General features: G+C 64.7%; 21 protein-coding genes, 2 tRNA genes and 2 pseudogenes. 12 read left to right on the top strand and 13 right to left on the bottom strand.

Translation table 11 applies throughout. The features are described from left to right. The first annotated feature begins 23 nt into the window (after positions 1-23). From phoU to phoR, 3 genes are all read left to right on the top strand, one after another. Positions 24-728, top strand: coding sequence for a phosphate signaling complex protein PhoU (phoU, locus tag OKW29_RS29835; protein WP_184028343.1), 705 nt, complete (start codon positions 24-26; stop codon positions 726-728). 26 nt (positions 729-754) lie between these two features. After that, positions 755-1,456 (top strand): phosphate regulon transcriptional regulator PhoB, encoded by a 702-nt coding sequence (phoB, locus tag OKW29_RS29830; RefSeq protein ID WP_008922879.1) that lies wholly within the window; start codon positions 755-757, stop codon positions 1,454-1,456. 85 nt (positions 1,457-1,541) lie between these two features. After that, the gene (phoR, locus tag OKW29_RS29825; protein WP_429293601.1) at positions 1,542-2,855 is read left to right on the top strand and encodes a phosphate regulon sensor histidine kinase PhoR; all 1,314 of its coding nucleotides are present in this window, start codon (positions 1,542-1,544) and stop codon (positions 2,853-2,855) included. A gap of 117 nt (positions 2,856-2,972) precedes the next feature. Here phoR and ppk1 read toward each other — a convergent pair whose 3' ends face one another. Beyond that, a complete protein-coding gene (gene ppk1 / locus OKW29_RS29820) occupies positions 2,973-5,036 on the bottom strand; it encodes a polyphosphate kinase 1 (RefSeq protein WP_429293600.1) in 2,064 nt (687 codons plus the stop codon). A 204-nt stretch (positions 5,037-5,240) separates the two neighbouring features. Between ppk1 and ppx the strand changes: the two genes are divergently transcribed. After that, on the top strand, positions 5,241-6,893 hold the full coding sequence (gene ppx / locus OKW29_RS29815) for an exopolyphosphatase (protein WP_429293599.1): 1,653 nt from the start codon (positions 5,241-5,243) through the stop codon (positions 6,891-6,893). Positions 6,894-6,986: 93 nt separating this feature from the next. Here the strand turns inward: ppx and OKW29_RS29810 are convergent, their stop codons facing one another. The 5 genes from OKW29_RS29810 to OKW29_RS29790 all read right to left on the bottom strand — a co-directional run bounded on the left by OKW29_RS29810 (position 6,987) and on the right by OKW29_RS29790 (position 9,535). Then, positions 6,987-7,799: a GNAT family N-acetyltransferase gene (locus OKW29_RS29810; RefSeq protein WP_429293598.1), complete on the bottom strand. Its 813-nt coding sequence runs from the start codon at positions 7,797-7,799 to the stop codon at positions 6,987-6,989. Between the two features lie 155 nt (positions 7,800-7,954). After that, entirely contained in the window at positions 7,955-8,413 is a 459-nt protein-coding gene (locus OKW29_RS29805; protein ID WP_018421227.1) for a SixA phosphatase family protein, read from the bottom strand. A 212-nt stretch (positions 8,414-8,625) separates the two neighbouring features. Next, positions 8,626-8,702 (bottom strand) — tRNA-Pro (locus OKW29_RS29800). Between the two features lie 110 nt (positions 8,703-8,812). Further along, complete coding sequence (locus OKW29_RS29795; protein ID WP_090801093.1) at positions 8,813-8,971, bottom strand: DUF3309 family protein; 159 nt, start codon at positions 8,969-8,971, stop codon at positions 8,813-8,815. 387 nt (positions 8,972-9,358) lie between these two features. Next, entirely contained in the window at positions 9,359-9,535 is a 177-nt protein-coding gene (locus OKW29_RS29790) for a hypothetical protein (RefSeq protein ID WP_018421224.1), read from the bottom strand. A 178-nt stretch (positions 9,536-9,713) separates the two neighbouring features. On the opposite strand from OKW29_RS29790, the gene OKW29_RS29785 reads away from it, so the two are divergent. Further along, positions 9,714-9,881 (top strand): hypothetical protein, encoded by a 168-nt coding sequence (locus OKW29_RS29785; RefSeq protein ID WP_167368601.1) that lies wholly within the window; start codon positions 9,714-9,716, stop codon positions 9,879-9,881. Positions 9,882-10,094: 213 nt separating this feature from the next. Here the strand turns inward: OKW29_RS29785 and OKW29_RS29780 are convergent. The 5 genes and pseudogenes from OKW29_RS29780 to OKW29_RS29760 all read right to left on the bottom strand — a co-directional run bounded on the left by OKW29_RS29780 (position 10,095) and on the right by OKW29_RS29760 (position 15,028). Continuing rightward, positions 10,095-11,463 (bottom strand): annotated as a pseudogene (locus OKW29_RS29780) (MATE family efflux transporter). A 56-nt stretch (positions 11,464-11,519) separates the two neighbouring features. Beyond that, positions 11,520-11,828: a DUF2288 domain-containing protein gene (locus OKW29_RS29775; protein ID WP_090801091.1), complete on the bottom strand. Its 309-nt coding sequence runs from the start codon at positions 11,826-11,828 to the stop codon at positions 11,520-11,522. A 994-nt stretch (positions 11,829-12,822) separates the two neighbouring features. After that, on the bottom strand, positions 12,823-13,149 hold the full coding sequence (locus tag OKW29_RS29770) for a hypothetical protein (protein ID WP_090801089.1): 327 nt from the start codon (positions 13,147-13,149) through the stop codon (positions 12,823-12,825). 94 nt (positions 13,150-13,243) lie between these two features. Beyond that, positions 13,244-13,966, bottom strand: coding sequence for a peptidoglycan DD-metalloendopeptidase family protein (locus OKW29_RS29765; protein WP_429293597.1), 723 nt, complete (start codon positions 13,964-13,966; stop codon positions 13,244-13,246). A gap of 153 nt (positions 13,967-14,119) precedes the next feature. Then, positions 14,120-15,028, bottom strand: a complete 909-nt coding sequence (locus tag OKW29_RS29760) for an aldose epimerase (protein WP_429293596.1) — start codon at positions 15,026-15,028, stop codon at positions 14,120-14,122. Positions 15,029-15,614: 586 nt separating this feature from the next. Here OKW29_RS29760 and OKW29_RS29755 point away from each other — a divergent pair. The 5 genes and pseudogenes from OKW29_RS29755 (at position 15,615) to OKW29_RS29735 (ending at position 19,391) form a co-directional block, all read left to right on the top strand. Further along, positions 15,615-16,445 (top strand): undecaprenyl-diphosphate phosphatase, encoded by an 831-nt coding sequence (locus OKW29_RS29755; RefSeq protein ID WP_184047739.1) that lies wholly within the window; start codon positions 15,615-15,617, stop codon positions 16,443-16,445. A gap of 119 nt (positions 16,446-16,564) precedes the next feature. Next, a tRNA-Arg gene (locus OKW29_RS29750) sits at positions 16,565-16,641 on the top strand. A 189-nt stretch (positions 16,642-16,830) separates the two neighbouring features. Beyond that, positions 16,831-18,397 (top strand): annotated as a pseudogene (locus OKW29_RS29745) (methyl-accepting chemotaxis protein). 114 nt (positions 18,398-18,511) lie between these two features. After that, positions 18,512-18,895, top strand: a complete 384-nt coding sequence (locus tag OKW29_RS29740) for a hypothetical protein (protein WP_184071694.1) — start codon at positions 18,512-18,514, stop codon at positions 18,893-18,895. A gap of 46 nt (positions 18,896-18,941) precedes the next feature. Beyond that, positions 18,942-19,391: an NUDIX hydrolase gene (locus OKW29_RS29735; protein ID WP_184028381.1), complete on the top strand. Its 450-nt coding sequence runs from the start codon at positions 18,942-18,944 to the stop codon at positions 19,389-19,391. A 16-nt stretch (positions 19,392-19,407) separates the two neighbouring features. Here the strand turns inward: OKW29_RS29735 and OKW29_RS29730 are convergent, their stop codons facing one another. Together OKW29_RS29730 and OKW29_RS29725 are read right to left on the bottom strand one after the other, a co-directional pair. Further along, positions 19,408-20,397: a transporter substrate-binding domain-containing protein gene (locus tag OKW29_RS29730; RefSeq protein ID WP_429293595.1), complete on the bottom strand. Its 990-nt coding sequence runs from the start codon at positions 20,395-20,397 to the stop codon at positions 19,408-19,410. Positions 20,398-20,502: 105 nt separating this feature from the next. After that, positions 20,503-22,212 carry a glutamine--tRNA ligase/YqeY domain fusion protein gene (locus OKW29_RS29725; RefSeq protein WP_429293594.1) on the bottom strand — a complete coding sequence of 570 codons (1,710 nt, stop codon included), beginning with the start codon at positions 22,210-22,212 and terminating at the stop codon, positions 20,503-20,505. 348 nt (positions 22,213-22,560) lie between these two features. Here OKW29_RS29725 and ggt point away from each other — a divergent pair, with 348 nt between their 5' ends. Together ggt and OKW29_RS29715 are read left to right on the top strand one after the other, a co-directional pair. Next, positions 22,561-24,357, top strand: a complete 1,797-nt coding sequence (gene ggt, locus OKW29_RS29720; protein ID WP_429293593.1) for a gamma-glutamyltransferase — start codon at positions 22,561-22,563, stop codon at positions 24,355-24,357. 55 nt (positions 24,358-24,412) lie between these two features. After that, positions 24,413-24,973 (top strand): RBBP9/YdeN family alpha/beta hydrolase, encoded by a 561-nt coding sequence (locus OKW29_RS29715; protein WP_184061461.1) that lies wholly within the window; start codon positions 24,413-24,415, stop codon positions 24,971-24,973. The last annotated feature ends 15 nt before the right edge of the window (positions 24,974-24,988 follow it).

Here is a 24,988-nt window from a genome sequence, read left to right as displayed (position 1 = left end):
CGGGCAATACAACGGAGTACGACATGTCGGATAAACATCTGTCCAGCCAGTTCGACGCCGACCTGAACCTCGTTTCGTCGAAGGTGCTCGAAATGGGCGGTCTCGTCGAATCGCAGATCGTCAACGCGATGCAGGCGCTCAACGAATTCGACCTCGACATCGCCGAGCAGGTGATCGTCGCCGAAGACCGTCTGAACAAGATGGAAGTCGAGATCGACGAAGAGTGCAGCAACATCATCGCGCGCCGTCAGCCGGCCGCGCGCGATCTGCGCTTGCTGATCGCGATCTCGAAGACCATCACGAACCTCGAGCGCGCCGGCGACGAAGCCGAAAAGATCGCGAAGCGCACCAAGCGTCTGATGGAAGACGGCGCATCGCGCACCATCAACATCGCCGAGATCAAGCTGTCGGGCGAAATGGCCGTGTCGATCCTGCGCCGTGCGCTGGACGCGTTCGCGCGTCTGGACACGGTCGCCGCCGCGCAGATCGTGCGCGACGACAAGGCGATCGACGAGGAATTCCGCGCGTTCGTGCGCAAGCTGATTTCGTATATGACCGAAGATCCGCGTTCGATTTCGGTGGGCCTCGACTTCCTGTTCATCGCCAAGGCAATCGAGCGGATCGGCGACCACGCGAAGAACATCGCGGAATTCATCATCTACATCGTCAAGGGTACCGACGTGCGGCACCAGTCGCGCGACACGCTCGAACGCGAAGCGCTCAGCTAATCCAGAGATAAGGAACAGAGGTGCCGATGCCCAGCAGCATTCTCGTCATTGAAGATGAGCCCGCCATTTCCGAACTGATTTCGGTCAATCTTCAACACGCCGGGCACTGCCCGATTCGCGCGTACAACGCGGAGCAGGCGCACAACCTGATCAGCGACGTACTGCCCGATCTCGTGCTGCTCGACTGGATGTTGCCGGGTAAATCGGGTATTTCGTTCGCGCGCGATCTGCGCAACAACGAGCGTACGAAGCATATCCCGATCATCATGCTGACCGCGCGAGGCGACGAGCAGGACAAGGTGCTCGGCCTCGAGATCGGCGCCGACGATTACGTGACGAAGCCGTTCTCGCCGAAGGAACTGATGGCGCGCATCAAGGCGGTGCTGCGCCGCCGTGCGCCGCAGCTGACCGAAGACGTGGTCGCAATCAACGGGCTGAAGCTCGATCCGGCCACGCACCGCGTCGCCGCGCATGCGGAAGGCAGCGAGATCAAGCTCGATCTCGGCCCGACCGAATTCCGTCTGCTGCACTTCTTCATGACTCACCCGGAGCGCGTGCACAGCCGCACGCAACTGCTCGATCAGGTGTGGGGCGATCACGTGTTCGTCGAAGAGCGGACCGTCGACGTACATATCAAGCGTCTGCGCGCGGCACTCAAGCCGGCCGGGTGCGATGCTATGATTGAAACGGTACGCGGCAGCGGTTACCGGCTGGCGAAGAGCGCCTGATAGCCGTCGTCGGCGCGCTGCATCACATGGCGCTGTGTCGCCGTACCTCCCTCCTGCGCTGTATTTTCTCTTCGATCGCTAGACCATGAACATCATCTGGGCGCGCTCCATCGTGTCGGTCGTGCTGCTTGCTGTTCTGTGCGCGGTGGTCGGCGCACTGCTGAACGTCAAGGCAGGGCTCGCTCTCGCCATCGTCCTGCTGCTCGCACAGAGCGTCTTCAGTACCTTCCACAAGCAGCGTCTGTGGCGTCTGCTCGACGCGCCGGTGTACGGCGAAGTGCCGAGCGCCCCCGGCATCTGGGGCGAAATCTATTACCGTCTGCACAAGCTCGCGAAGCGCTGGCATGCCCAGGTGCGCCAGGTCGAGCAGCAGCATTCGCGTTTCATCCAGGCGATCCAGGCGTCGCCTAACGGTGTCGCGATGCTCGACGATCATGATCAGATCGAGTGGTGCAACGCGATTTCCGAAAGCCACTTTGGGCTCGATGCGAAGCGCGATCTGCGTCAGCACATCACGCATCTGGTGCGTCATCCGGATTTCGTGCGCTATCTGAATTCGCATCGCTACGAGGAAATGCTGATCATGCGCGGCATGGGCGACAAGCGCCAGAACGTGCTGTCGGTGCAGGTGTTTCCTTACGGCGACAATCGCAAGCTCGTGCTGTCGCAGGACATCACCGAGCTCGAGCGCACCGATGCGATGCGGCGTGACTTCGTCGCCAACGTGTCGCACGAATTGAAAACGCCGCTGACCGTGTTGTCCGGCTTTCTCGAGACGATGCGCGAGCTGCCGTTGGGCGAAGCCGAGCGCGCGCGTTATCTCGAGCTGATGGAGCAGCAGGCGTCGCGCATGCGTCATATCGTCAGCGATCTGCTCGTGCTCGCGACGCTCGAAGGCGACAACAAGCCACCGAGCGATCAGATGATCGACATGCGCGCGGTGTTGCGGCATCTGCATGACGACGCGCAGAGCCTGTCCAGCGATCATCACAAGATCGTCTTCGATGCCGACGAAGCGCTGACCGTCACCGGCGTCGAAACCGAGATTTTCAGCGCATTCGGCAATCTGGTGACGAACGCGATCCGCTACACGCCGGACGGCGGCTCGATCAAGGTTAACTGGCGTGCGCAGGGTGGCCATGCGGTGTTCTCGGTCACCGATAGCGGCCTCGGCATTCCGGCCGCCGATATCCCGCGGCTCACCGAGCGCTTCTATCGCGTCGATCGCAGCCGTTCGCGCGACACGGGCGGCACCGGGCTCGGTCTCGCGATCGTCAAGCACGTACTGCAACGGCACGATGCGCAACTCGACGTGAAGAGCGAAGAAGGGCGCGGCAGCACGTTCACGGTGCGCTTTCCGGTGTATCGGACGGCGCGCTGTCAAACCGCACAGGTTTGAACGCGGCAGTCGTACGACTGGTCGACGCATAAAAAAACCGCCTGAAAAAGGCGGTTTTTTTATGCGCGCGGATCGTCGGGTGCCCGCCGTCGCGGCGAGCACCCGAAACGCGGGCGACTACGAACAGAACTTGCCGAGCAGACTCATCTGAGCATTGCGCGACGCCTTGCCCGGCCGGCGCCGGCGATAGTGACCGTCGCTCTGCATCAACCAGGCCGACTGGTTGTCGCCGAGAAACGCCGACAGCCCTTCCGCGATCACGCGCCGCTTCAGTCGCCGGTTGTTGACCGGGAATGCGACTTCGACGCGCCGGAACAGATTGCGATCCATCCAGTCGGCGCTCGACAGATAGACCTGTTCCTTGCCGCCGTCGTAGAAGTAGTAGATGCGATGGTGTTCGAGAAAGCGCCCGACGATCGAGCGCACCGTGATGTTCTCGGAGAGCCCTTGCACGCCCGGCTGCAGCGAGCACACGCCGCGCACGATCAGATCGATCTTCACGCCGGCCTGCGATGCTTCGTACAGCTCGGCGATCACCGTCGGCTCGAGCAGCGCGTTCATCTTCGCGACGATGCGCGCCTTCTTGCCCGCGCGCGCATGCTCGGCTTCCTTGCGGATCGCGTCGACGAGCTTCGGATGCAGCGTGAACGGCGATTGCCACAGCTCGTGCAGCTTCAGCTCGCCGCCGATGCCGGTGAGCTGCTGGAACACATGGTGCACATCCTCGCAGATCTTCTGATCGGCGGTCATCAGACCGAAATCGGTATAGAGGCGCGCGGTGCGCGGGTGATAGTTGCCCGTGCCGAGATGCACGTAGCGCTTCAGGCTCGACTTGCCGCCCGCCGACACGCGTCGCACGATCAGCATCATCTTCGCGTGGCACTTGTGGCCGACGACGCCGTAGACCACGTGCGCGCCGACCGCTTCGAGCTGCGAGGCCCAGTTGATGTTGGTTTCCTCGTCGAAGCGCGCGAGCAGCTCGACGACCACCGTGACTTCCTTGCCGTTGCGCGCGGCCTGCATCAGCGCATCCATCAGCGGCGAGTCGGTGCCGGTCCGATAGATGGTCTGCTTGATCGCGACCACGTTCGGGTCCTTGGCCGCCTGCAGCAGCAGCTCGAGCACCGGCTGGAAGCTCTCGTACGGATGATGCAGCAGCACGTCGCCCTGATCGATCACATCGAACATGCTCGCGCTGTTGGCGATCTGCCTCGGCGTCGACGGAATGTGCGGCACGAACTTCAGATCCGGCCGGTCGACCATCTCGGGCAGCTGCATCAGCCGCACCAGATTGACGGGGCCGTTCACGTAGTAGCAGTCCTTGTTCGACAGACCGCTTTCGTCGAGCAGGCGCCGCACCACATGCGTGGGCGTTTCCGCCGACACTTCGAGCCGCACCGCATTGCCCAGATGCCGCGCCGGCAGTTCGCCCTGCAACGCGACGCGCAGATTGGTGATTTCGTCTTCGTCGACGAACAGCTCGCTGTTGCGCGTGATGCGAAACTGATTGCAGCTTCGCACGAAGAGATTCGGAAACAGCTCGCCGACAAAGTGTTGGAGCAGCGAGCTCAGCAGCACGAAGCCATGCGGATAACCCGACAGCTCCTGCGGCATGCGCACGAGTCGCGGCAGCGCGCGCGGCGCCTGCACGATGCCCATCATCGCCTGACGGCCGAACGCGTCCTTGCCCTCGAGCTCGACGACGAAGTTCAGGCTCTTGTTCAGCACGCGCGGAAACGGATGCGCGGGGTCGAGACCGATCGGCGTGAGCACCGGCAGCAGTTCGTTGAAGAAGTAGTTGCGCGCCCATTCGGTCTGCGCGTCGCTCCAGGCTTCGTTGCCGTGGAAATAGATGCCTTCCTGTTCGAGCGCGGTGAGCACCGTGTCGTGCAGCATGGTGTACTGGCGATGCACGAGCTTCTGCGCACGTTCGACCACGAGGTCGTACATGTGAAGCAGCGACATGCCGTCGGGCGACAATGCGCCGGGGTTGTCGCCCATCTGTTCCTGAAGCCCGGCCATGCGGACTTCGAAGAATTCGTCGAGGTTGCTACTGGTGATGCAGATAAAGCGGAGACGTTCGAGCAAGGGGACGGCGGGATCGGCGGCTTGCGCCAACACACGCTCGTTGAAACCCAGAATGCCCAGCTCGCGATTCAATAGGGGATAGCGGACGGACATCGGCGGCGGGATTGGAATATCTGAAATGGAGACGGAAAGACGCTCGGAAATTCTCACGGTTTGATGACGTCCTGATGACATCGGCGATGTTTTTAACATTTTATGCCGTAATCGTCGTCTGTCGTCAATATGACGCGCTACCTATGCGACGATACCGAACTCCCTGCGCCGCGAGGTGACACCGTGAAGGCTGCTACGCTTAGAATGGCGTCTTTGAACAGTGCGGCCGGCCGCGACGCGCACCATGCGCCGAAGGCGCCGGGCAGGCGCGTGGCGCTGCCGGAGTCCGCCGTCACGCCCTCGGCCGCAGCCGCCGCGCTCGCGCGCATGGAGTACGCTTACCCGATGGTCAATCTTCCTCATCTCCTCGCCGCCGTCGATCTCGGTTCGAACAGCTTCCGGCTCATCGTGGGCCGGGTCGAGGAAACCGACGCGGGCAGCCAGATCTATCAGGTCGACGCCTTGCGCGAGCCGGTGCGGCTCGCGGCCGGGCTATCGAGCGACAAGATGCTCGATCGCGCATCGCAGGTGCGTGGCTGGGATGCGCTGAAGCGCTTCGGCGAGCGGTTGCGCGATTTTCATCCGGACCACGTGCGCGCGGTCGCGACCAATACGCTGCGCATCGCGAAGAATGCGGGCGAATTTCTCGGCGAAGCGCAGGCCGCGCTCGGTTTTCCGATCGAGGTGATCGCCGGGCGCGAGGAAGCGCGCCTGATTTATGCGGGCGCCGCGCACTCGGTGCCGGCGAGCGCGGGCAAGCGGCTCGTCGTCGATATTGGCGGTGGCTCGACGGAATTCATCATCGGCTCGCACTACACGCCGATGATGATGGAGAGTTTGTATATCGGCTGCGTGAGCCATAGCCGCGCGTTTTTCCCGGCCGGCAACGTCGACGAGTACACGATGCGCCAGGCCGAGCTCGCCGCGCGCCGCGAAATCCAGATCATTTCCGCCGAATACAAGAAGACCGGCTGGGAGCAGGCGATCGGCTCGTCGGGCACCGCGCGCGCGCTCGCCGAACTGGTCGAGGCGAACAATTTCAACGATGCGGGCGTCACCCACGGCATTTCGCGCGGCGGCCTCGAGCGGCTCAAGCGCGCGCTGATCAAGGCCGAAAACGTCAACCGGCTGAAACTGATTGCGCTGAAGAGCGACCGCGTGCCGGTGCTCGCGGGCGGGCTGTCGATCATGATCGCGGTGTTCGACGAACTGGGCGTCGACTATGTCGACACCACCGACGGCGCGCTGCGCCTCGGCGTCATGTACGACCTGCTCGGCCGTTCGCAGCACGAGGACATGCGTACGGTGACGGTCGAGGGCTTCATGCGCCGCTATGGCGTCGATCGCCCGCAGGCGGGGCGCATCGGCGATCTGTCGACGAGCTTCTACGACCAGTTCGTCGAACCGGACGAGGAACGCCGCGCGGAAAACCGCATGTTCATCGGCTGGGCGGCGTCGCTACACGAAATCGGGCTGTCGATCTCGCATAGCGCGTATCACAAACACTCGGCTTATATCGCGAGCAATGCCGACATGCCGGGCTTTTCGCGTACCGACCAGGCGCGCCTCGCCGCGCTCGTGCTCGGTCACGCGGGCAAGCTCGGCAAGCTGTCGCAGACGCGCGACGTCGAATGGCCACTGCTGTTCTGTCTGCGGCTCGCGGCGTTGCTGTGCCGTCGACGCGCGGACGTCGGCCTGCCGGGCATCACGGTTGCTCAGGCGAACGGCGGTTACGAGGTGCGTTTGCCGAACGAGTGGGTCGCCAACAATCCGTTGACGGATTACAGCCTGATCCAGGAGGCGGCGGAGTGGGAGAAAGTCGGGATTCCGTACCGTGTCGTTTATACGGACGATTGACGCGATGCGGATCGACGCACGCGTCGATTCGCGGCGTGTGCACGAACAAAAAAAGCCCTGCAAATGCAGGGCTTTTTCGTATCTCGGCGCAGCTTATCGCGGCAACGCATCGCCGAGGAAGTGCCGCGCATAGCGCGCGTTGATATCGGACAGACGGAGCAGCGTCAGGAAATCCGCGGTATTGAAGTCGGGGTCCCACGCCGGTGCGCCGCAAATCTTCGCGCCGAGACGCAAGTAGCCCTTCACGAGCGGGGGCGGCGCGACGGCGGCACCCGTCTGCAGTTCGTCGACCGGCAGCGGCGTATGCGGGAACGCGCGATATTCGGGCGCGGTCAGCACGTTGTCGCGCAGCGAGCAATACAGGTTCGCCGCATAGTGGCCGCCGTCGGCCATCGCGACGCTCGCGCAGCCGAGCATCGTCTCGTAGCCGTTGTGCTTCATGTACGCGGCGAGCCCAGCCCATAGCGACATGATCACCGAGCCGCTGCGATAGTCCGGATGCACGCACGAGCGGCCGACCTCGACCATCTTCGCGCGCAGATGCGTGAGACGCGACACGTCGAACTCGCTTTCCGCATATAGACGGCCGATGCGCGCGGCCTGATGCGGCGGCAGAGCGCGATACGTGCCGACTACTTTCAACGTGTCGAGATCGCGTACCAGCAAATGGTCGCAGTACGAATCGAAGGCATCGACGTCGAGGCCCGCGGGGCCGCTGAGGCGTGCGCCCATTTCGTCGGCGAAGACGCGATAGCGTAGACGCTGCGCTTCACGCAGCTCTTCGTCGGTACGCGCCCACGACACTTGCAGGCGATGCTGCGCGGTGACCGTTTCCTCGGCGTGTGGCAGACGGCGCGGTTCGAAAAGCGAGGCGAAGGGCAGGGTGGGCGTCGGCAGTTCTCGCATTGGCTGTCCTGGTCGAAAAGAGTGAGGATTTCTTTTTTCGCCAATGTAGTAACGCGCGGTGACGCTCGCATGGCAAAGCCGTGACGATTGGATGACTGCCCGTAAGCCCTCGCGTGGGTGCCTGTAATGTCGGAGGTGTCGCGCGACACGCGCGCTTAGATCAGATCGGGGCTGATGGCGGCGCGCAACACCGCCTCATCTTCGCCGTTGCGCTCGCGGCTCTCGATCCACCAGATGCCGGCTTTTTTCAGTGGCCAGCTCGCACGGCTGTCGCCGAGCAGTTGCGCGGCGACGTGGCCGAGCGTCGGTTGATGGCCGACGATCACCACGGTTTGCGCGATCCCGCCGGGCCAGCCGGCCGCTTCCAGGACGTCGTTCGCGCTCGCGTTCGGCGCGAGTTCGCGCACGACGCGGTACTGGTCGCTCAACGTCTCGGCGGTCTGGATGGTGCGCACGGCGGGGCTCGCGAGTATGACTGCGTCGTCGGGCAAACGGGCGCGCAGCCATTTCGCGGCGTTCTGCGCCTGCTTGCGGCCGCGCGTGGTGAGCGCGCGGGAGAGATCGCTCGCGGCGACATCTTCTGCTTCGGCGTGACGCCAGAGGATCAGGTCCATGGGAGTCTCCTTTTTGAGCGGCTTGGGATGGCGTTGCGGCGGGCTTGCGCGTCTTCGCAGCGAGGTACCTGCCCCAAGCACTGTCGCATGCGCGGGTGATGATTTGCAAGGCGAGTGCCTGCCGGGTCGGCTGTCGGCGTCCATGTGAACGCGAGCCAAAAAAGCAAAAACCCGCGAAGCCGGAGGCTTCGCGGGTTTCGACCTGCTTTTCGTGGTCGGAGCGATAGGATTCGAACCTACGACCCTCTGATCCCAAATCAGATGCGCTACCAGGCTGCGCTACGCTCCGACGAATCCGGGAGTATAGGGGGTGCGGGCAGGAGCGTCAATCCCTTGGCGGCCCCAACCGCACGGGCAACGACGTTCACCGTAGCGGGCTCGCGCCGGCCTCGCGGTGGGCTATATACGCCCCATCAACAGCAGAACGATCACGATGATCAGCACGACGCCGACGAGTCCAGTCGGCCGATAGCCCCAGCCGCTGCTATACGGCCAGCTTGGCAACGCGCCGATCAGCAGCAGGATGAGCACGATTAGCAGGATGGTTCCGACGGTCATGGCGTTCTCCTTTTTGAGGGGGCCGCGAAATCGCTGGCCGCATCTTCACGCTGGTTTGGCGCGCGCGCGCCGCGACAATCGACGCGCGTGTCGCACGTCTGTTGCTGGATCGGAACCAGCAAGGCATGTGCCCATCACCCGTTAAGCTCGATGCAGTGAGGCCTTGGACGAAAGCGCAGAAGGAGAGAGCGACGCAGGAAGCGTCGTCGTTCGATGTAGGTATGCCCAAAGAACCGGAAAGGCGTTGCGCACGTCCAGCGGACCTCGATGCGCGCACGCGCCGCAACGCCGGTCAACGCGTCACCCAGCGGACCGCGCGACTGAGGCACCGTGACATGCCGGTGCCGCGGCCAGAGGCCATTCGGTCAGAGTCGAAGATCACCCGCATCAATGCCTTGGACGCCTCCAATGCGGCATATGTAGATGCTGATGCGTCCAGTGGTGCAGCATGCCCTCGCCATCGTGTTCACGCCGGTAGGCCCGCGATTCGAAAATCGACAACGCCACCAGCACGATCAGGCCTATTGCGAGCCCGATCAGGCCCGCGATCGATTCACCGTCCATGGCAGTCTCCCGGTAGGTCCAGCCATGAACCCATAGTAGCGCAGGTCCGGCGAAATCTCACGAATTGGAACGAGCGACGCACAAGGTGTGTGATGGCGTCGCCGAACGCGCTTTGCGGTTAGACTCTCGGCGCGCCGGCGGACGTCCGCCATCGCTTTTTCCCGGAGACGATTGCAAAATGACCCGCGTTCTGACTCTTGCCTTGCTGTTGTGCGCCGGCGTCGCCGGCTGTGCGGACAATCCGTCCGCGCATCGCGGCAGCCCACCACATGATCCCGCCGACTACCACGGCGTGCCCACCGACGATCGGCCGCCCGCGATGGTGCCCGCGCCCGTCGCACAGTGAGCGCTCGTTGACGTGAAAACGATCGGGAAAGGGCGGGCAAAGCGAAGCACCGGCGCGGGCACGCCGGCACTTCTGACCCGTGCCGACTGTTCGCGCGGAGAGCACGGGCTGAGAGCATTCCAGGACGCGCTCGTTATGCGATATGTATGCGCTTGTTTCAAGCCGTAACGGTCTGTCGTCCGCCGAATAGCCAACGGTGCCCAGCGCACCGCGCTAGGCGGCCGCGATCCCCCGCGACACGCCCGGCAGGTAACGCGCGAGCGTTGCGCCACGCGTGGCCATGAAGATCAGCAGCGCGATCCACAGCCCGTGATTGCCGTGCCACGCGAGCAATGCCGACGACGCCGCCACGAACACCGCAAGCGACACCGCCATCGACATCATCAGCTCGCGCGTTCGCGTCGCGCCGATGAACACGCCGTCGAGCAGGAAGCCCCACACCGAAATGACCGGCGACAGCGCCGCCCACGGCAGATAGGTTTCGGCCGCGGCACGCACGGCGGCCTGATCGGTCAGCCGCTCGATGATCCACGCGCCCGCGCCCCAGTACACGCACGAGAAGCCGATCGCGCCGAGCGCCGACCACAGCGCGGTGACCTTGACCGCCTGCGCGAACGCGTGACGATCGCGCGCACCGATCGCCGCGCCGACCAGCGCTTCGGCCGCGTGCGCGAAACCGTCGAGCCCGTACGCCATGAAGGTCTGGAAATTGAGTAGCAATGCGTTCGCGGCGAGCGTCGCGTCGCCTTGCCGCGCGCCGAGATGCGCGAACCAGCCGAACGACGACAGCAGGCACAGCGTGCGCACGAAGATGTCGCGATTGAGCACGACGAGCCGCTTCAGCGCGGCGGCGTCGAACAAGGCGGCGCGATTCAGCGCGGGCAGGCCGCGCGGCCTGCCGTGCCATAGCAGGGCGAGCCCGAGCACGAAGCCGAGCGCGTCGGCGGTCGCGGTAGCCGCGCCGATGCCGGCCACGCCCCAATGAAACGCGTACACGTACAGCAGCACCGCGGCGATGTTCACGCTGTTGATGAAGACCTGCGACAGCAATGCGAGCCGCACCTGCTGCGTGCCGAGCAGCCAGCCGAGTATCACGTAGTTGCCGAGCGCGAGCGGCGCGGCCCAGATGCGCGCGTGGCAATAAACCTGCGCGTGCCGCTGCACGGCGTCGCTGCCGCCGATCGCCCCGCAGCGCATAGTCGATCAGCGGTTGCTGCACGAGCAGCACCAGTGCGCCGATCGCGGCCGCCATCAGCAGTGCGCGCACGACGGTGTTGCGCAACTCGTCGCTGCGGCCCGCGCCGTGCGCCTGCGCGACGAGGCCGGTCGTGCCCATGCGCAGGAAGCCGAAGCCCCAGAACACGAAGTTGAAGAAGAGCCCGCCGAGCGCGACGCCGCCGAGGTAAGAGGCACTGTCCAGATGACCAGCGACGGCGGTATCGACCGCGCCGAGGATCGGTTGCGTCAGATTCGCGAGGACGATCGGCAACGCGAGCGTGAGCACCCGGCGATGCCAGCGCACCGGCAGCGCGGGCGCGCTGGCTGGGTGTGCGGCGGTTTCGGATCGCGCGGCGGGGGGCATACCGGCGTCGGGCGTACCGGCATCGGGCGTACCGGCATCGGGCGTCCTCGCGTCGTTCAAGAGCGCTCCTGCACGCACACCCAAGGAGAGACGACGACGGCCCAGAGCTCGGGGTCGCGCGCGGCGAAATCGGCGGCCGTCTCCGACTGAACGCGCACGACGAGGCCGGAGGACAACCATTGGGCGACCCGGGTGGTGTCGTCGTTGGCGATTGCCTCGGCGACGCTCACGAGATCGAGGTCGCGCGCGACGTGCAGCAGTATGCCGCGCGCAAAAAAACGTTCGAGTTCGCTCCAGCCGATCTTGGCGGTTTCGCCGAGCAGCTTCGCATAAAGGGGGCTTTGGGAGGCGTCGTTGGAAGTCATCGTGGACAGGGTCGGACGGGGCCGTCACTATAAACTATTGGCAAGGACCGGCGGGCCGCGTGGCGGCCTTGCGCAACGTGCCGGGCGGTTTTTATGCAGCGCTGACTGAATCGGATTCTGAACCTGGATGCCGGCGGATTCAACGACGGCGGCACACGAGGCGTGCCGCCTATCAGCACCGGCTATTAATCGTCCGAATATTCCAAACTGAAACGAGTTTGAATGCGGTTTCAATATTGTCGGCGGAATTGTCAATGTTAAGGATTTCACTATTCGCGAATTTGTTGTGAAGAAGTATCGGCGCTTATTCGGAAGAGTTGCCGCGACTAATCGATGCGTTACGTGCGTTTCCGCACCAAGTTAATATTCGCAAGCCAAAGCGGCGTTATTGCCGAATGAGTTAGTGTTATTCGGCCAGACCTCTTTCCTCTGCTGGTTTGGCGGGACTTTCCGCCGACAGCCCAGGAGCATTAACCGGTGCGATACTCCGACATTCCTGGTTTGAATGATTTGGCGTGTGGAGTATCCCAGCTGCGGCGCATTAAGCCGGTCTGATTCCGACATTTCCGATTCACGGATTGCGGAATCCGTACGCCGTGTAACATTGGCTGCAAAATTAATACATTGCGCTTGGAAATGCGGATTGTTAGATTTCGTTCTGGCGCATGGTGAACCGGTCCTTTGCCGATATGCGCCGAACCCCCGTTAGCCCGGCCTCGTGCCGGGCTTTTTTTTAATGGATTTACGCGGATGTTTAACCTGCCGCAGCGATCTTCACCGCGAATTCACATGTGCGGCCGATGATGGCGGATTATTTTTTTCGGCGCGAGACTCATGACCGGGGTGATCATTTTTGTCGGCGTGTGGCTAATCGCGCTCGCGTTGCTGGTGCGCTTCGCCGCGCGCATCGATCCGCGCTCCGGGCGCTGGCGACGCCGCTAAGCGGTGACGCTCTGCCGCTCGGCGGCCGCCCGTGCCGCACGGCGCGCTGCCTTTACTGCTTGCAGCGGATGACCATCGAACGGTTTTTCACATTCGCGCCGAAAATCCCACCGATCGTGCCGCCCGACGTCGCGCCGTTGTCGACGTCTTTCGAAACCACGTCGTACCCGTAGTTGCCGCAGGTTTCGCCCGCGCGCTTGTAGCACTCGGCCCAGCTCGTGCTGGCATCGCTGCCGCTGCAGTTGATCGCGAAGCCGGTGTCGCCGCTCGGCAGATAGGTCATCGTGGTCGTGGTCGAGCAGCCGCCGAGGCCGCCGAGCGTCAGGAGGCCAAGACTGATCGTCGCAGCCGCCGCGACGCGCGCCAATGGGCTTTTCATTTCAGATTCCTTGCAAATAACGGAAGGGCGTGGCGCGCAGCCACGCCGCTTCGAATTGAGCGTTTATAGCACGGCGGGTTCCCGCGCCCGCCGCCTAGCGCGGTGGCAGTTGTTTCGACGGATCGATCGAACGGCCCTGGTAGCGCAGTTCGAAATGCAGCATTACGCGATCGGTATCGGTGTCGCCCATTTCGGCGATTTTCTGGCCGCGCTTGACCGATTCGCCTTCCTTCACCAACAGCGCGCGGTTATGCGCGTAAGCGGTCAGATAGTCGGCGTTGTGCTTGAGGATCAGCAGATTGCCGTAGCCGCGCAGACCGTTGCCCGCATAGACGACGGTGCCAGGCGCCGCCGCGACGATGGGCGTGCCGGCCGCCGCGGCAATATCGATACCCTTCGAGTTGCCGCCGTCGAAACGGCGGAACACCGTGCCGTCGGCCGGCCATACCAGCGAGATCGGCGCGGGTGCGGTCGCCGGCGTAGTGTCCGCGGGCGCAGGACGCGGCGCGGCCGCCGCGCTCGCGCTGCCACTGCTGCTACCGCCACCGCCGCTGCGGATCGCGCCGCTCGTCGACGCCGCGCCGCCCGGTGGCGCGACGCGCAGCACCTGGCCGACCTCGATGCTGTCGGGATTGGTCAGGTTGTTCCAGCGTGCGATGTTCTGCACCGATTGCCGGTTGCCGCGCGCGATTTTCGACAGCGTGTCGCCCCGTTCGACCCGGTAGTAGCCCGGTCCCACCGGCGCCGACCCGCACGCGGCGAGCAGCGCGAGCAATGCCGCGCAGCCGAGTCGTTTGATTCTTGTCGTTTCCAGCATTGGACCTCGCAAAGCACTGCCGCGCGCTGATCCCGATCACGCGGCACAGACAGACAAAGCGTTCGATTCTAACGGTTTTGTGTTGCGCCCCCCGGCGAGGGGGGCGAAGTGGCGGGCGGCCGCTTCGAGCGGCTCGCCGCCGGCGCCGGCGTATCAGATGGTCTTCTCGACGGTAATGCGCAGTGCCGCCGTTTCGGTTTGTCCCGGCTCGAGCCAGCGCAAACCTCGGCCGTTGTGGATCGCATCGGGCAACCCGAGCCACGGCTCCACGCAGTAAAAGTCCGACTGCGGCGTTTCAGTCCACGTCGTCACCGCGTACCAGGGCACCGAGCCGGGCCGCTGCAGATCGATCGTGATCACGCGATAGATGCCCGGCGCCTCGACCCTTACCGGTCGATCGGGCGTGCCGGTCAGGCAATGGAAGCGGTCGTAGATGCGATCTTCGTCGAGCGTGTAGCTCGCTTCGCCCGGCTCGGCGGGGCTGATCGAGCCGTCCTCGAGCTGACGGCACCGCTCGGTGCGCGGCAGTTCGATCGTCGTCTGCGCGCGCTGCGTGTGCGGCAGCGTGAAGTAGAAGTGATGGCCGGCGTAGTAGGGCAGGCGCGCGTCGCCGGTATTGGTGGTGGTCAGCGTCACGTCGAGCGTGCGCGGATCGATGAGCTCGTAGGCGGCCTCGAAGCGGAAGCCGAACGGATAGGAGCCGCGGGTCGCTTCACTGTCGGTCAGAACCATCCGCAGGCCGGCGCCATGCACGTCGGCGTGAGGCTCGAACGGCAGGTCGCGCGCGAAGCCGTGCATCGGCAGCTCGCGCACGGTGCCCCGCGCGTCACGCCAATAGCCGATCTTGCCGTCGACGCGATGACGGCCGAGAAATGGAAACAGCAGCGGATTGCCGCCGCGAATCCGCGCGGGCACGCTCCAGTCGGCGTGCTCGGGCCAGTGAATCGCCTCTTCGCCGTCGATCGTCCACGACAGCAGACGGCCGCCGGCTTGCGGCGAAAAACGGAGCACCGAGGCGTCCTGGGCGATCTCGAGAATGTCCTGTTCCGGGGAGAGGGGCATGGTCAATAGCTAGCCAGATAGAGGTTGAGGGTCGCGCAAAGCGGCCGCGTGGGTCGGCCGTTGCATCTGCATCGAAGCGGCGTCTTGCGCCATTCGCTGCGGCTGCGTCTCGCGCGGCGAAACCGCGATTTTGCGCTGCTTTGCGCTACGGGGAAACCCTTCCCGGGAAATTGCGGGTGTCGGAAAAGGGCGAATCCTATTGATAATCCGTCGGAGCGTCCGGTTCATCCGACTCCCGGGCGAATCGGCTCAGGAGGCATCATGGATCTCGCAATGGCAATGGCGGTGGGCTTATTCGGAATATTCACCGCCAGCACGTACTACTTCTTCCACTCTCTCAAGCGCTGATCCGCTGGTTTCATTCCCTGCTTTCGCAGCACGCGCGCGACGAATCCGCCGCCCGCTTTCTTGCTCTCGCGTAACAACGGTGTCGAGTTGTGACGCGGCGCGTCAATATCTCTCCGAATGTGGCCTAACCGCTTGGCGCTGGGTGTGTAGCCAGGCATAATCGGTGCGCCTTTGACGCGCCGGCTCCCCCTTTTGTGCGGCGCGCAGTTCCCCACACTTTGCTTACAAGGACCGCCGCGTGAACCTGTCGTTTCTCATTTTTCTGAGCGTGCTGCAAGGCGTTACCGAACTGTTCCCGGTGAGCAGCCTTGGCCACACGCTGCTCGTGCCAGCCCTGTTCGACATGCATATCGACAAGCATGCACCGCAACTGCTGCCATTCCTCGTCGCCTTGCATCTCGGCACCGCGTTCGCGCTGCTGTGGTACTTCCGCGCGCGCTGGTACGCGCTGGTGCGCGGTTTCTTCGCGTCGCTCGGCGGCCGCCGCAATGACGACGGTCACATGATGTGGGCGCTGATCATCGGTACGATTCCGGCGGGCCTCGTCGGTCTCGTGCTGGAAAAGCGCCTCGAGGCGCTTTTTCATGATTTGCGGATCGTCGCGATTGCGTTGATCGTGAATGGCGTGCTGCTGTGGTTCGGCGATCGTCTGCAACGCGCGCGCGCGCATCAACCGCCGGAAAAGCTGACGTTCCGCCAGGCGTTCTTCGTCGGCCTCGCGCAGATCGGCGCGCTGATTCCGGGCTTCTCGCGCAGTGGCCTGACGATGATCGCCGGCAATGCGGCCGGCCTCACCACCGAGAAAGCCGCCGAGTTTTCGTTCCTGCTCGGCACGCCGATCATTTTCGCGGCTGGCGTACTCGAACTGCCGAAGCTGCTTCACGCGCCGAGCCAGCTTGCCGACGCGGTGCTCGGCGGCGTGCTGACCGCGATCGCAGCGTACCTGAGCGTGCGTTTCCTGATGCGCTATTTCGAAGGCCGCGGACGTCTCGCGTCGTTCGGCGCGTACTGCGCGATCGCAGGGATCCTGTTCCTCGGCTGGTTCATGCTGCATCCGCAGCCGGTCTGAGCGCGCCGGGCGATCGGTTATAATCCGGGCCCGGTTGGTTGCAGGTCAGTTAGAATTTTAGTTTGTGGGAAATCGGGCGGCTCGCCGCGAGTGCCGGTTTCATGCAGATATCGATCCATACGGCAGTAGCTCAGCTGGATAGAGCATCGGCCTTCTAAGCCGAGGGTCGGGGGTTCGAGCCCCTCCTGCCGTACCAGAATCATCGAAGGGTTACAGGTTTCGCGCCTGTAACCCTTTTTGTTTTTGTGCAATGTTGCGCGCCCGGTGGCTGCCAGGTTGTCGCGTGTTCGCACGGCTCGCTTCGGGTGTTTCCCAACTCAGGAAATCGCGCGCGGCGCCGTTAATTCAACAGAACCGTGTGACGCGCCGCGATGGGGGAATCAGCGTGAACCGACTTAGCCTCAACACCAAACTCTGGCTCGCGCTGCTGATTACATGGCTCGGCCTGCTCGGCCTCGGCGGCTGGGCCGCATGGCAGTCGCGCGCGACGATGCTGGCCGAGCGCAAGTCGGCGGTGCAGAACGTCGTGGAAAGCGCGTACGGCATCGTCGCCGACTACGCGCAGCGCGCCGACCAGGCACGAGCTGACCCCCGAACAGGCGCGGCAGCAGGCGCTGGCGCGGCTCTCCGCGATGCGCTACCCCGGCAGCGGCTACATGATCGTGTCGACTGCCACGCCGGTCGTGATCATGCATCCGATGCTCGCCGATCTGCGCAACAAGGACATGTCGCACTACGCGGACAGCGACGGCAAGCTGCTGTTCGTCGAAATGGTCAAGGTCGCGCAGGCGCACGGGCAGGGCTTCGTCGATTACATGGGCCGCCTCGCCGGCAACAACGAGCGCGTGCCGAAGATCAGCTTCGTCAAGCGCTTTGCCGCGTGGGACTGGTTCCTGATTTCGGGTGTCTACGTCAACGACATCGACGCGGCGTTCCGCGCCGACCTGCTGCGCTATCTGCTGACGATCCTCGTGATCGGCAGCTTCAGCACCGTCGCGCTCGTGCTGATCATCCGCAACGTGAAGCGCAGTCTCGGCGGCGAGCCCGCCTATGCGGCGAGCGTCGCGCAGACGATCGCCGACGGCGATCTGTCGTGCCCGGTCACGCTGGCCGGCGACGATCAGGAAAGCATGCTGTTCGCGATGCAGCGCATGCAAAGCCGCCTCGCCGACGCGATCCGGCGCATTCGCGGCGGCACCGAAACGATCACGGTCGCGGCCGAAGAGATCGCCGCGGGCAATCTCGATCTGTCGGCGCGAACGGAACAGCAGGCGTCGTCGCTCGGCGAAACGGCCGCGAGCATGGAGCAGCTGACGGCGACCGTCAAGCAGAACGCCGACAACGCGCTGCAGGCCAACCGCATGGCGCGCTCGGCGTCGCAGCTCGCGGGCGAGGGCGGCGAGGCCGTGCAGCACGTCGTCGCGAACATGCAGAGCATCGCGGCGAGCTCGGCGCGGGTGGTCGATATCATCGGCGTGATCGAAAGCATCGCGTTTCAGACCAACATCCTCGCGCTGAACGCGGCCGTCGAAGCCGCGCGCGCCGGCGAGGAGGGCCGCGGCTTCGCGGTCGTCGCGGGCGAGGTGCGCAACCTCGCGCGCCGCAGCGCCGACGCGGCCAAGGAGATCAAGACGTTGATCGAGGATTCGGTCGCGCGCGTCGGCAGCGGCAAGACGCTCGTCGAGAAGGCGGGCGGCACGATGGAGTCGCTCGTCGATGCGGTGAAGCGCGTGACCGACATCATCAGCGAGATTTCCGCCGCGTCCGACGAGCAGAGCCGCGGCATCGAGCAGGTCAATCTCGCGATTGTGCAGATGGACGAGACCACGCAGCAGAACGCGGCGATGGTCGAACAGGCGGCGGCCGCCGCGCAGTCGATGCAGGAGCAGGCGCAGATGCTGCGCGACGTCGTCAACACGTTCCGCCTGCAGGGGACGGCCGCCGCGCGTTGATGGCCGCGTCGATGGCGCGCTGCCTGCCGAAGTGTGCATGCTATGCTTTTGAGGTCAGGATCAAAAGCCGCCGTGCGCCCGTGCGCGCCGTGCACACTTCGAGGAGAGTCCTACATGTCGACGCGAACCCGTGTGCTGTTCCACCTCAGTGCCGCGAGCCTCCTGCTCGGCGCGGCGATCGGCGCGCAAGCGGCGAACCTCGGCTTTCTGGGCGACACGCCGATCACCTATATGAGACAGCGTGACAACGACTCGATCAAGCATGCGGTCATGAGCGCGCTCAATGACAGGAAGGACGGCGAGAGCTTCACGTGGGTCAACGACGGCACCGGCAATAGCGTGAAGATCGACGCGACCATCTCGATGGACAGCACCTCGACCGAAGGCGCACGCACCTGCCGCACCCTCGGGGTCGTACTCAATGCGAAAGGGCAATCGATGAACCTGCGTCCGAACTTCTGCAAGGAAGGTGGCGCCTGGCAGCTGCAGAAGCGTTGAGCATGCGTGAGCGCGGCGCGAGAGGTCGATGCAGTGAGGCTGCGCGATGAGCCCGCGAATCGTCTCGTGCGGGATCGTGCTGCTCGATCCCGACGGACGCGTGCTGCTCGCGCACGCCACCGAAACGACGCACTGGGACATCCCGAAAGGCCAGGGCGAGGACGGCGAGGCGCCGCACGTGACGGCGCTGCGCGAGATGGTCGAGGAAACCGGCATCGCGCTCGAGGCCGATCGGCTGAAGGATCTCGGCCTGTTCGTCTATCGGCGCGACAAGGACCTGCATCTGTTCGCGGCGCGCGCGGGTGCCGGCGAGCTCGATCTGAGCACGTGCACCTGCACGTCGCTGTTTCCGCGCCGCTCGGACGGCACGCTGATCCCCGAAATGGACGACTACCGCTGGGCGTCGATCGAAGAGGTGCCGCGCTATGCGAGCCGTAGTCTGACGCGGCTCTTCGAGACGACGCTGTCGCTCACGGAGTTGCACCGGTCGCTATAGACGGCGCACGCCGCCTTCAATCGAGCGCGTGGTCGTTCGGATGCGCGAACAACGCGCGGTTCTGCTCCGACAGCGGGAAATTGACGTTGATGCCATGCGGCGGAATCGGCTGCGTGAACCACTGCCGATACAGACGCTCGGCGTCGCCGGACGTCTGCGAGCGCACGATCACGCGATTCACGAGCGCGCGGAACGGCTCGTCGCCCTTGCGGAACATGCACGCATAAACCTCGTAGCCAAGCGGCGTGCCCGTCACGATGAAATCGTCGGGATGCGGGTCGGTCGCCTTGAAACCGTAGACGATCGGCTCGTCCATCACGAACGCCACCGCGTGACCGTCCTTCATCGCGTTGAAGGCGTCCTGATGGTCGCGCACGCTCATGATGCGCATGTTCAGCTGCTTGTCGGTGTTGAGGCTGCGCAGCAGGCGCTCGTCGGACGTGCCCGCGGTTGTCACGACCGGCTTGCCGGCCAGATCGGGGAAATCGGTGATGCCGCTGTTCCTGCGCGTGATCATGCGCACCGCGTACTGGAAAAAGCTGTCTGAAAACGCGGCGACGTTTTCGCGCTCGACCGTGTGCGTGGTCGAGCCGCATTCGAGATCGATCTGGTTGTTCAGCAGCATCGGCGTGCGGTTCGACGACGTTACCGTGATTTCGTGAACCCGCAGCTGCGCCATGCCGAGCGTTTTCCTGATTTCATCGACGATCTGCATCGCGATCGCCTGCGAGTAGCCGACCGTGCGCTTGCCGTCGAAGTACGAGAACGGGATCGACGCCTCTCGCACGCCGAGCACGACGACGCCGTCGTCGTGGATCTTTCTCAGCGTGCCGGTCAGTTCATCCGCGCGGGCGGGGCCGGTGAACGCGAGCACGCCGCAGGCGGCCAGCGTAAGCAGCACGCTGTGCATGCCGCGCAGCAGACGCGGGAAGCGTGAGCCGCACGCGCTCCGTGCGACGCGAACCCTGCCTTGAGACCTTTCCCCGTGGCGGCCTGCAACCTTCATCGGACCTCCCGGACCGGCGCGCTCAGGCGAGCGCGCAGTGAGTGTCGATCGAAACATCCGGCAACCCGGATGGGCCCGCGACGCCGGGCCCTCGCTGGCGCGGGCTCAGGCCGGCTTGCCCCAACTGTCGCGCAGACTGACGATGCGGTTGAATACGGGCTTACCCGGCTTCGAATCGACGCGGTCGGCGACGAAGTACCCGTGGCGCTCGAACTGGTAGCGCTGCTCCGGCAGCGCATGGCGCGCGCCGGTTTCGAGGTAGGCCTGGACCACGCGTTTCGAGTCCGGATTCAGCGCTTCGAGGAAGTCGCGGCCGCCGGCGTCCGGTTGCGGTTCCTTGAACAGCCGGTCGTAGATGCGCACTTCGGCCGGGCACGCGGCCGCCGCGCTGACCCAGTGGATGTTGCCCTTGACCTTGTAATTGTTCGCGCCTTCGGTGCCCGATTTGCTGTCCGGGAAGTAGTTGCAGTGCACCGCGACGATATTGCCGTTCTCGTCCTTGTCCGCGTGCGTGCATTCGATCACGTAGCCGTAGCGCAGCCGCACCTTGTTGCCCGGGAACAGGCGGAAGTAGCCCTTCGGCGGCGTCTGCGTGAAGTCCTCGCGCTCGATCCACAGCTCGCGCGAAATCGGAAACTCGCGCAGGCCCTGTTCCGGATGATGCGGATGCACCGGTGCGTGGCACGGCTCGGTGAGGCGTTCGGGGAAGTTGTCGATGATCAGCTTGACCGGATCGAGCACGGCGGCGATGCGCGGCGCCTTCTCGTCGAGATCGTCGCGCAGCGCGCCTTCGAACACGCTCATGTCGATCCACGAGTCGACCTTGGTCACGCCGATGCGCTCGCAGAACAGCTGGATCGACTCGGGCGTGAAGCCACGCCGGCGCAAGCCGACGATGGTCGGCATGCGTGGGTCGTCCCAGCCTTCCACATGGCCTTCGTTGACGAGTTGCAGCAGCTTGCGCTTGCTGGTGATCGCATAGGTCAGGTTCAGGCGCGAAAACTCGATTTGCTGCGGCAGCGGACGCCCGAAGACACCGGCCTCGGCGAGTTCGTTCAGGATCCAGTCGTACAGTGGGCGGTGATCTTCGAACTCGAGCGTGCACAGCGAATGCGTGATGTTTTCGAGCGCGTCCGAGATGCAGTGCGTGTAGTCGTACATCGGGTACACGCACCAGGTGTCGCCGGTACGGTAGTGATGCGCGAAGCGGATGCGGTAGATGACCGGGTCGCGCATGTTGAAGTTCGGCGACGACATGTCGATCTTCGCGCGCAGCACGTGCTCGCCTTCCTTGAACTCGCCCGCCTTCATGCGGCGGAACAGGTCAAGGTTTTCCGCGACCGAACGCTCGCGGAAGCGCGACGGCGTGCCGACTTCGGTGGCCGAGCCGCGGTTCGCGCGGATTTCCTCGGCCGACTGGCTATCCACGTAAGCCTTGCCGCGCTGGATCAGCAGCTCCGCGAACTCGTACAGCTTGTCGTAGTAGTCGCTCGCGAAGTACAGATGCTCGGTGCGGTCCTTTTCCCATTCGAAGCCGAGCCAGCGCACCGAGTCGATGATCGACTCGACGTACTCGACGCTTTCCTTCTCCGGATTGGTGTCGTCGAAGCGCAGATGGCACACGCCGCCGTAGCTGCGCGCGACGCCGAAGTTCAGGCAGATGCTCTTTGCGTGACCGATGTGCAGATAGCCGTTCGGCTCCGGCGGGAAGCGCGTTTCGACGCGCTGGCTCCATTTGCCGGTGCGGTTGTCGTCGTCGATGATGTTGCGGATGAAATTGGATGCCGCGGGCGCGTCGTTGCGTTCGATATTCATGCGAGAAGATGAGAGTCCGTGGGGGCGCGCAATGCGCCCGTGTAGCCGTCAATTCTACCTGACGAGCCCGTTCGCGGCAGGTGGTTGCGGCGCGCAGCCAACGGCGCAGTGGGTTTGGCGCGGCTGCCGGAGTCAGGCAAGCCGGCCCGCGGGGCTGTAACAGGAGGTAAAACGGGTTGGCGACGCGCGACGCGCCGACTTAGGATGCGCTGCTGCGCGGCCCGCGCGCCTGTGCTGGGCCTTCGCGCGGGGCGGGCTTGCCCGAGCCGTCCACGCTGTCCTTCATCTTCCTGCACGAGGCTCCGCTGCTCGTGCGCCATGCTCGCCTCGTTGCCGGAGTTTTCTCGGATGTCTGTCCCGACGCACGGCGCGTTTCGCGCGCCCTTTGCCCGCGCTTTGGCTAGCGCCCGATTTTCTTGCCGTAACCGTCGTGTGCTCGCTTCGGCCTGGTTTGCCGCGCTTGCCGTGAACGTGGCCGCGCCGCTGTCCGCCGCCGCGAAAACACCGGGGCCGAAGCCGGCGCTCGATGCGTCGGCAGTCGCCGCGCCGGATAGCTACAGCGCTGACACCGCGCAGCAGATCTTCGCCGCAGGCGGCAACGCGGTCGATGCCGCGGTCGCGATGGCCTTCACGCTCGCCGTCACGCGGCCCGATGCGGGCAACCTCGGCGGCGGCGGTTTCATGACGCTGCTGGTCGACGGCAAGCCGTATTTTCTCGACTATCGCGAGCGCGCGCCGCAGCAGGCGACCCGCGACATGTACCTCGACGACAAGGGCAACGTGGCGCCGGGCATGAGCACGGTCGGGCATCGCGCGGCGGCCGTGCCGGGCACTGTCGATGGCATGTGGGAAGCGCAGCGGCGCTTCGGCAAGCTCAAATGGAAGCAGGTGCTCGCGCCCGCGATCCATTACGCGACCGACGGCTTCCAGGTCGACCCGCGGCTGCAGCAGCGACGCGACGCGGCCGCCAAGAGTTTCGCCGGCAAAACCAATTTCGACGCCTACTTCGCGAACCTGAAGGCGGGCGCGATGCTGCGCCAACCGGAACTCGCGCAGACGCTGGGACGGATCGCGAGCGACGGCGGCCGCGAGTTTTACGAGGGCCGCACCGCTCAAATGATCGCCGCGCAGATGTACGGCCATGGCCTGATCACGAGCCAGGATCTGAGCCAGTACAAGGCTCTGTGGCGCGAGCCGCTCGCGGCCGACTGGCACGGCTACCGCGTGATCACCGCGCCGCCGCCGAGCTCGGGCGGCCTCGGACTGATCCAGATGCTGAAGATGCGGGCCGATCTGCAGCCGGCGTTCGACGGCCTTGCGTTGAATTCAGCGCCGTACATCCATCTGATCGCGCAGATCGAGGATCGCGTGTTCGCGGACCGGCAGCGCCATATCGGCGACCCGGACGCATCGCCGGTGCCGGTCGCGAAGCTGATCGACGACGCCTACCTCGCGCAGCGCGCGGCCGAAGTCAAAGCCGATGAAGCGCCGGCCGCCGCGACGGTGAAACCCGGTGTCGACGGCGGCGCGGCGACGGAGAAGGCGCAAACCACGCATTTCTCGGTGGTCGACAAATGGGGCAACGCGGTGTCGAACACCTACACGCTGAACGGCGATTTCGGCTCGGGCGTCGTGGTGGACGGCGGCGGGTTCCTGCTGAACGATGCGATGGACGATTTCGTGATCAAGCCAGCCGTCGCTGGCGCGACGGGCGCGGCGTCGACACCCGGCGCCGCCGATGCCGAGCCGGATGCGATCGCGCCGGGCCGCCGCCCGATTTCGTCGATGACGCCCACGCTGCTGCTGAAGGACGGCAAGATCGCGCTAGCGATCGGCACGCCCGGCGGCTCTCGCATCCTGACGACGATCTTCCAGGTGATGACGAATCTGTACGACTTCGACATGTCACCGACGGACGCGCTCGCCGCGATGCGTTTCCATCATCAACTGCTGCCGCCAAAGACGATCTACTTCGAGCCGTACCGTCCCGCGCCGGATGAGCTCGCCACGCAATTGAAGGCGCTCGGCTTTACGGTCGAGCAGCAGTCGTTCAACGGCGACGTGCAGATGATCCGCGTGGACGGCACGACACCCGAGCCCGCGAGCGATCCCCGTGGTGGCGGCGTGGCACGCGTGATACGGTAGACGGCCCGCCGCGCTATCCCGCGAGCGGGCGATAAGCCGAACACGGGGAAGCACGATGAGCGAACACCAACCAACCACACTCGTACTGCCGGGCTATCTGGACTCCGGCCCAGGCCACTGGCAAACGCGCTGGGAAGCGCTCGATCCCGCGGTCGTCCGCGTGCAGATGCCGGACTGGGACCACCCTTCGCGCGACGCCTGGTGCCGTACGCTGGCCGCCGCGCTTGACGCCGTGGACGCGCCGGTCGTGTTCGCCGCTCACAGCCTCGGCTGCCTGACCACGGCGTTCTGGGCCTCGCAGTACGCAAGCGCGGCGCAGCTCGCGAAGGTGGCCGGCGCGTTGCTGGTCGCCGTGCCCGATCCGGACGAAGCGCACTTCCCGAGGGACGCGGGCGGCTTTGCGCCGGTGCCGCTCACCCGCCTGCCGTTTGCGACGATCGTGGTGGCGAGCAGCGACGATCCTTATGGCGGCGTGCCGTTTTCACAAACCTGCGCGAACGCGTGGGGCAGCCGCTGGATCGGGATCGGCGCGCGCGGCCACATCAACGCCGACAGCGGTCTCGACGATTGGGACGAGGGGCGGGGCTGGCTGGCTTCGCTAACGGCGATGCGCTGAGTCTCGCCGCCTGCT

The sequence above is a fragment of the Paraburkholderia sp. CI3 genome, from assembly GCF_050436505.1.
Taxonomy (GTDB): Bacteria; Pseudomonadota; Gammaproteobacteria; order Burkholderiales; family Burkholderiaceae; genus Paraburkholderia; species Paraburkholderia tuberum.
This window is presented reverse-complemented; position numbering and strand designations above follow the sequence as displayed.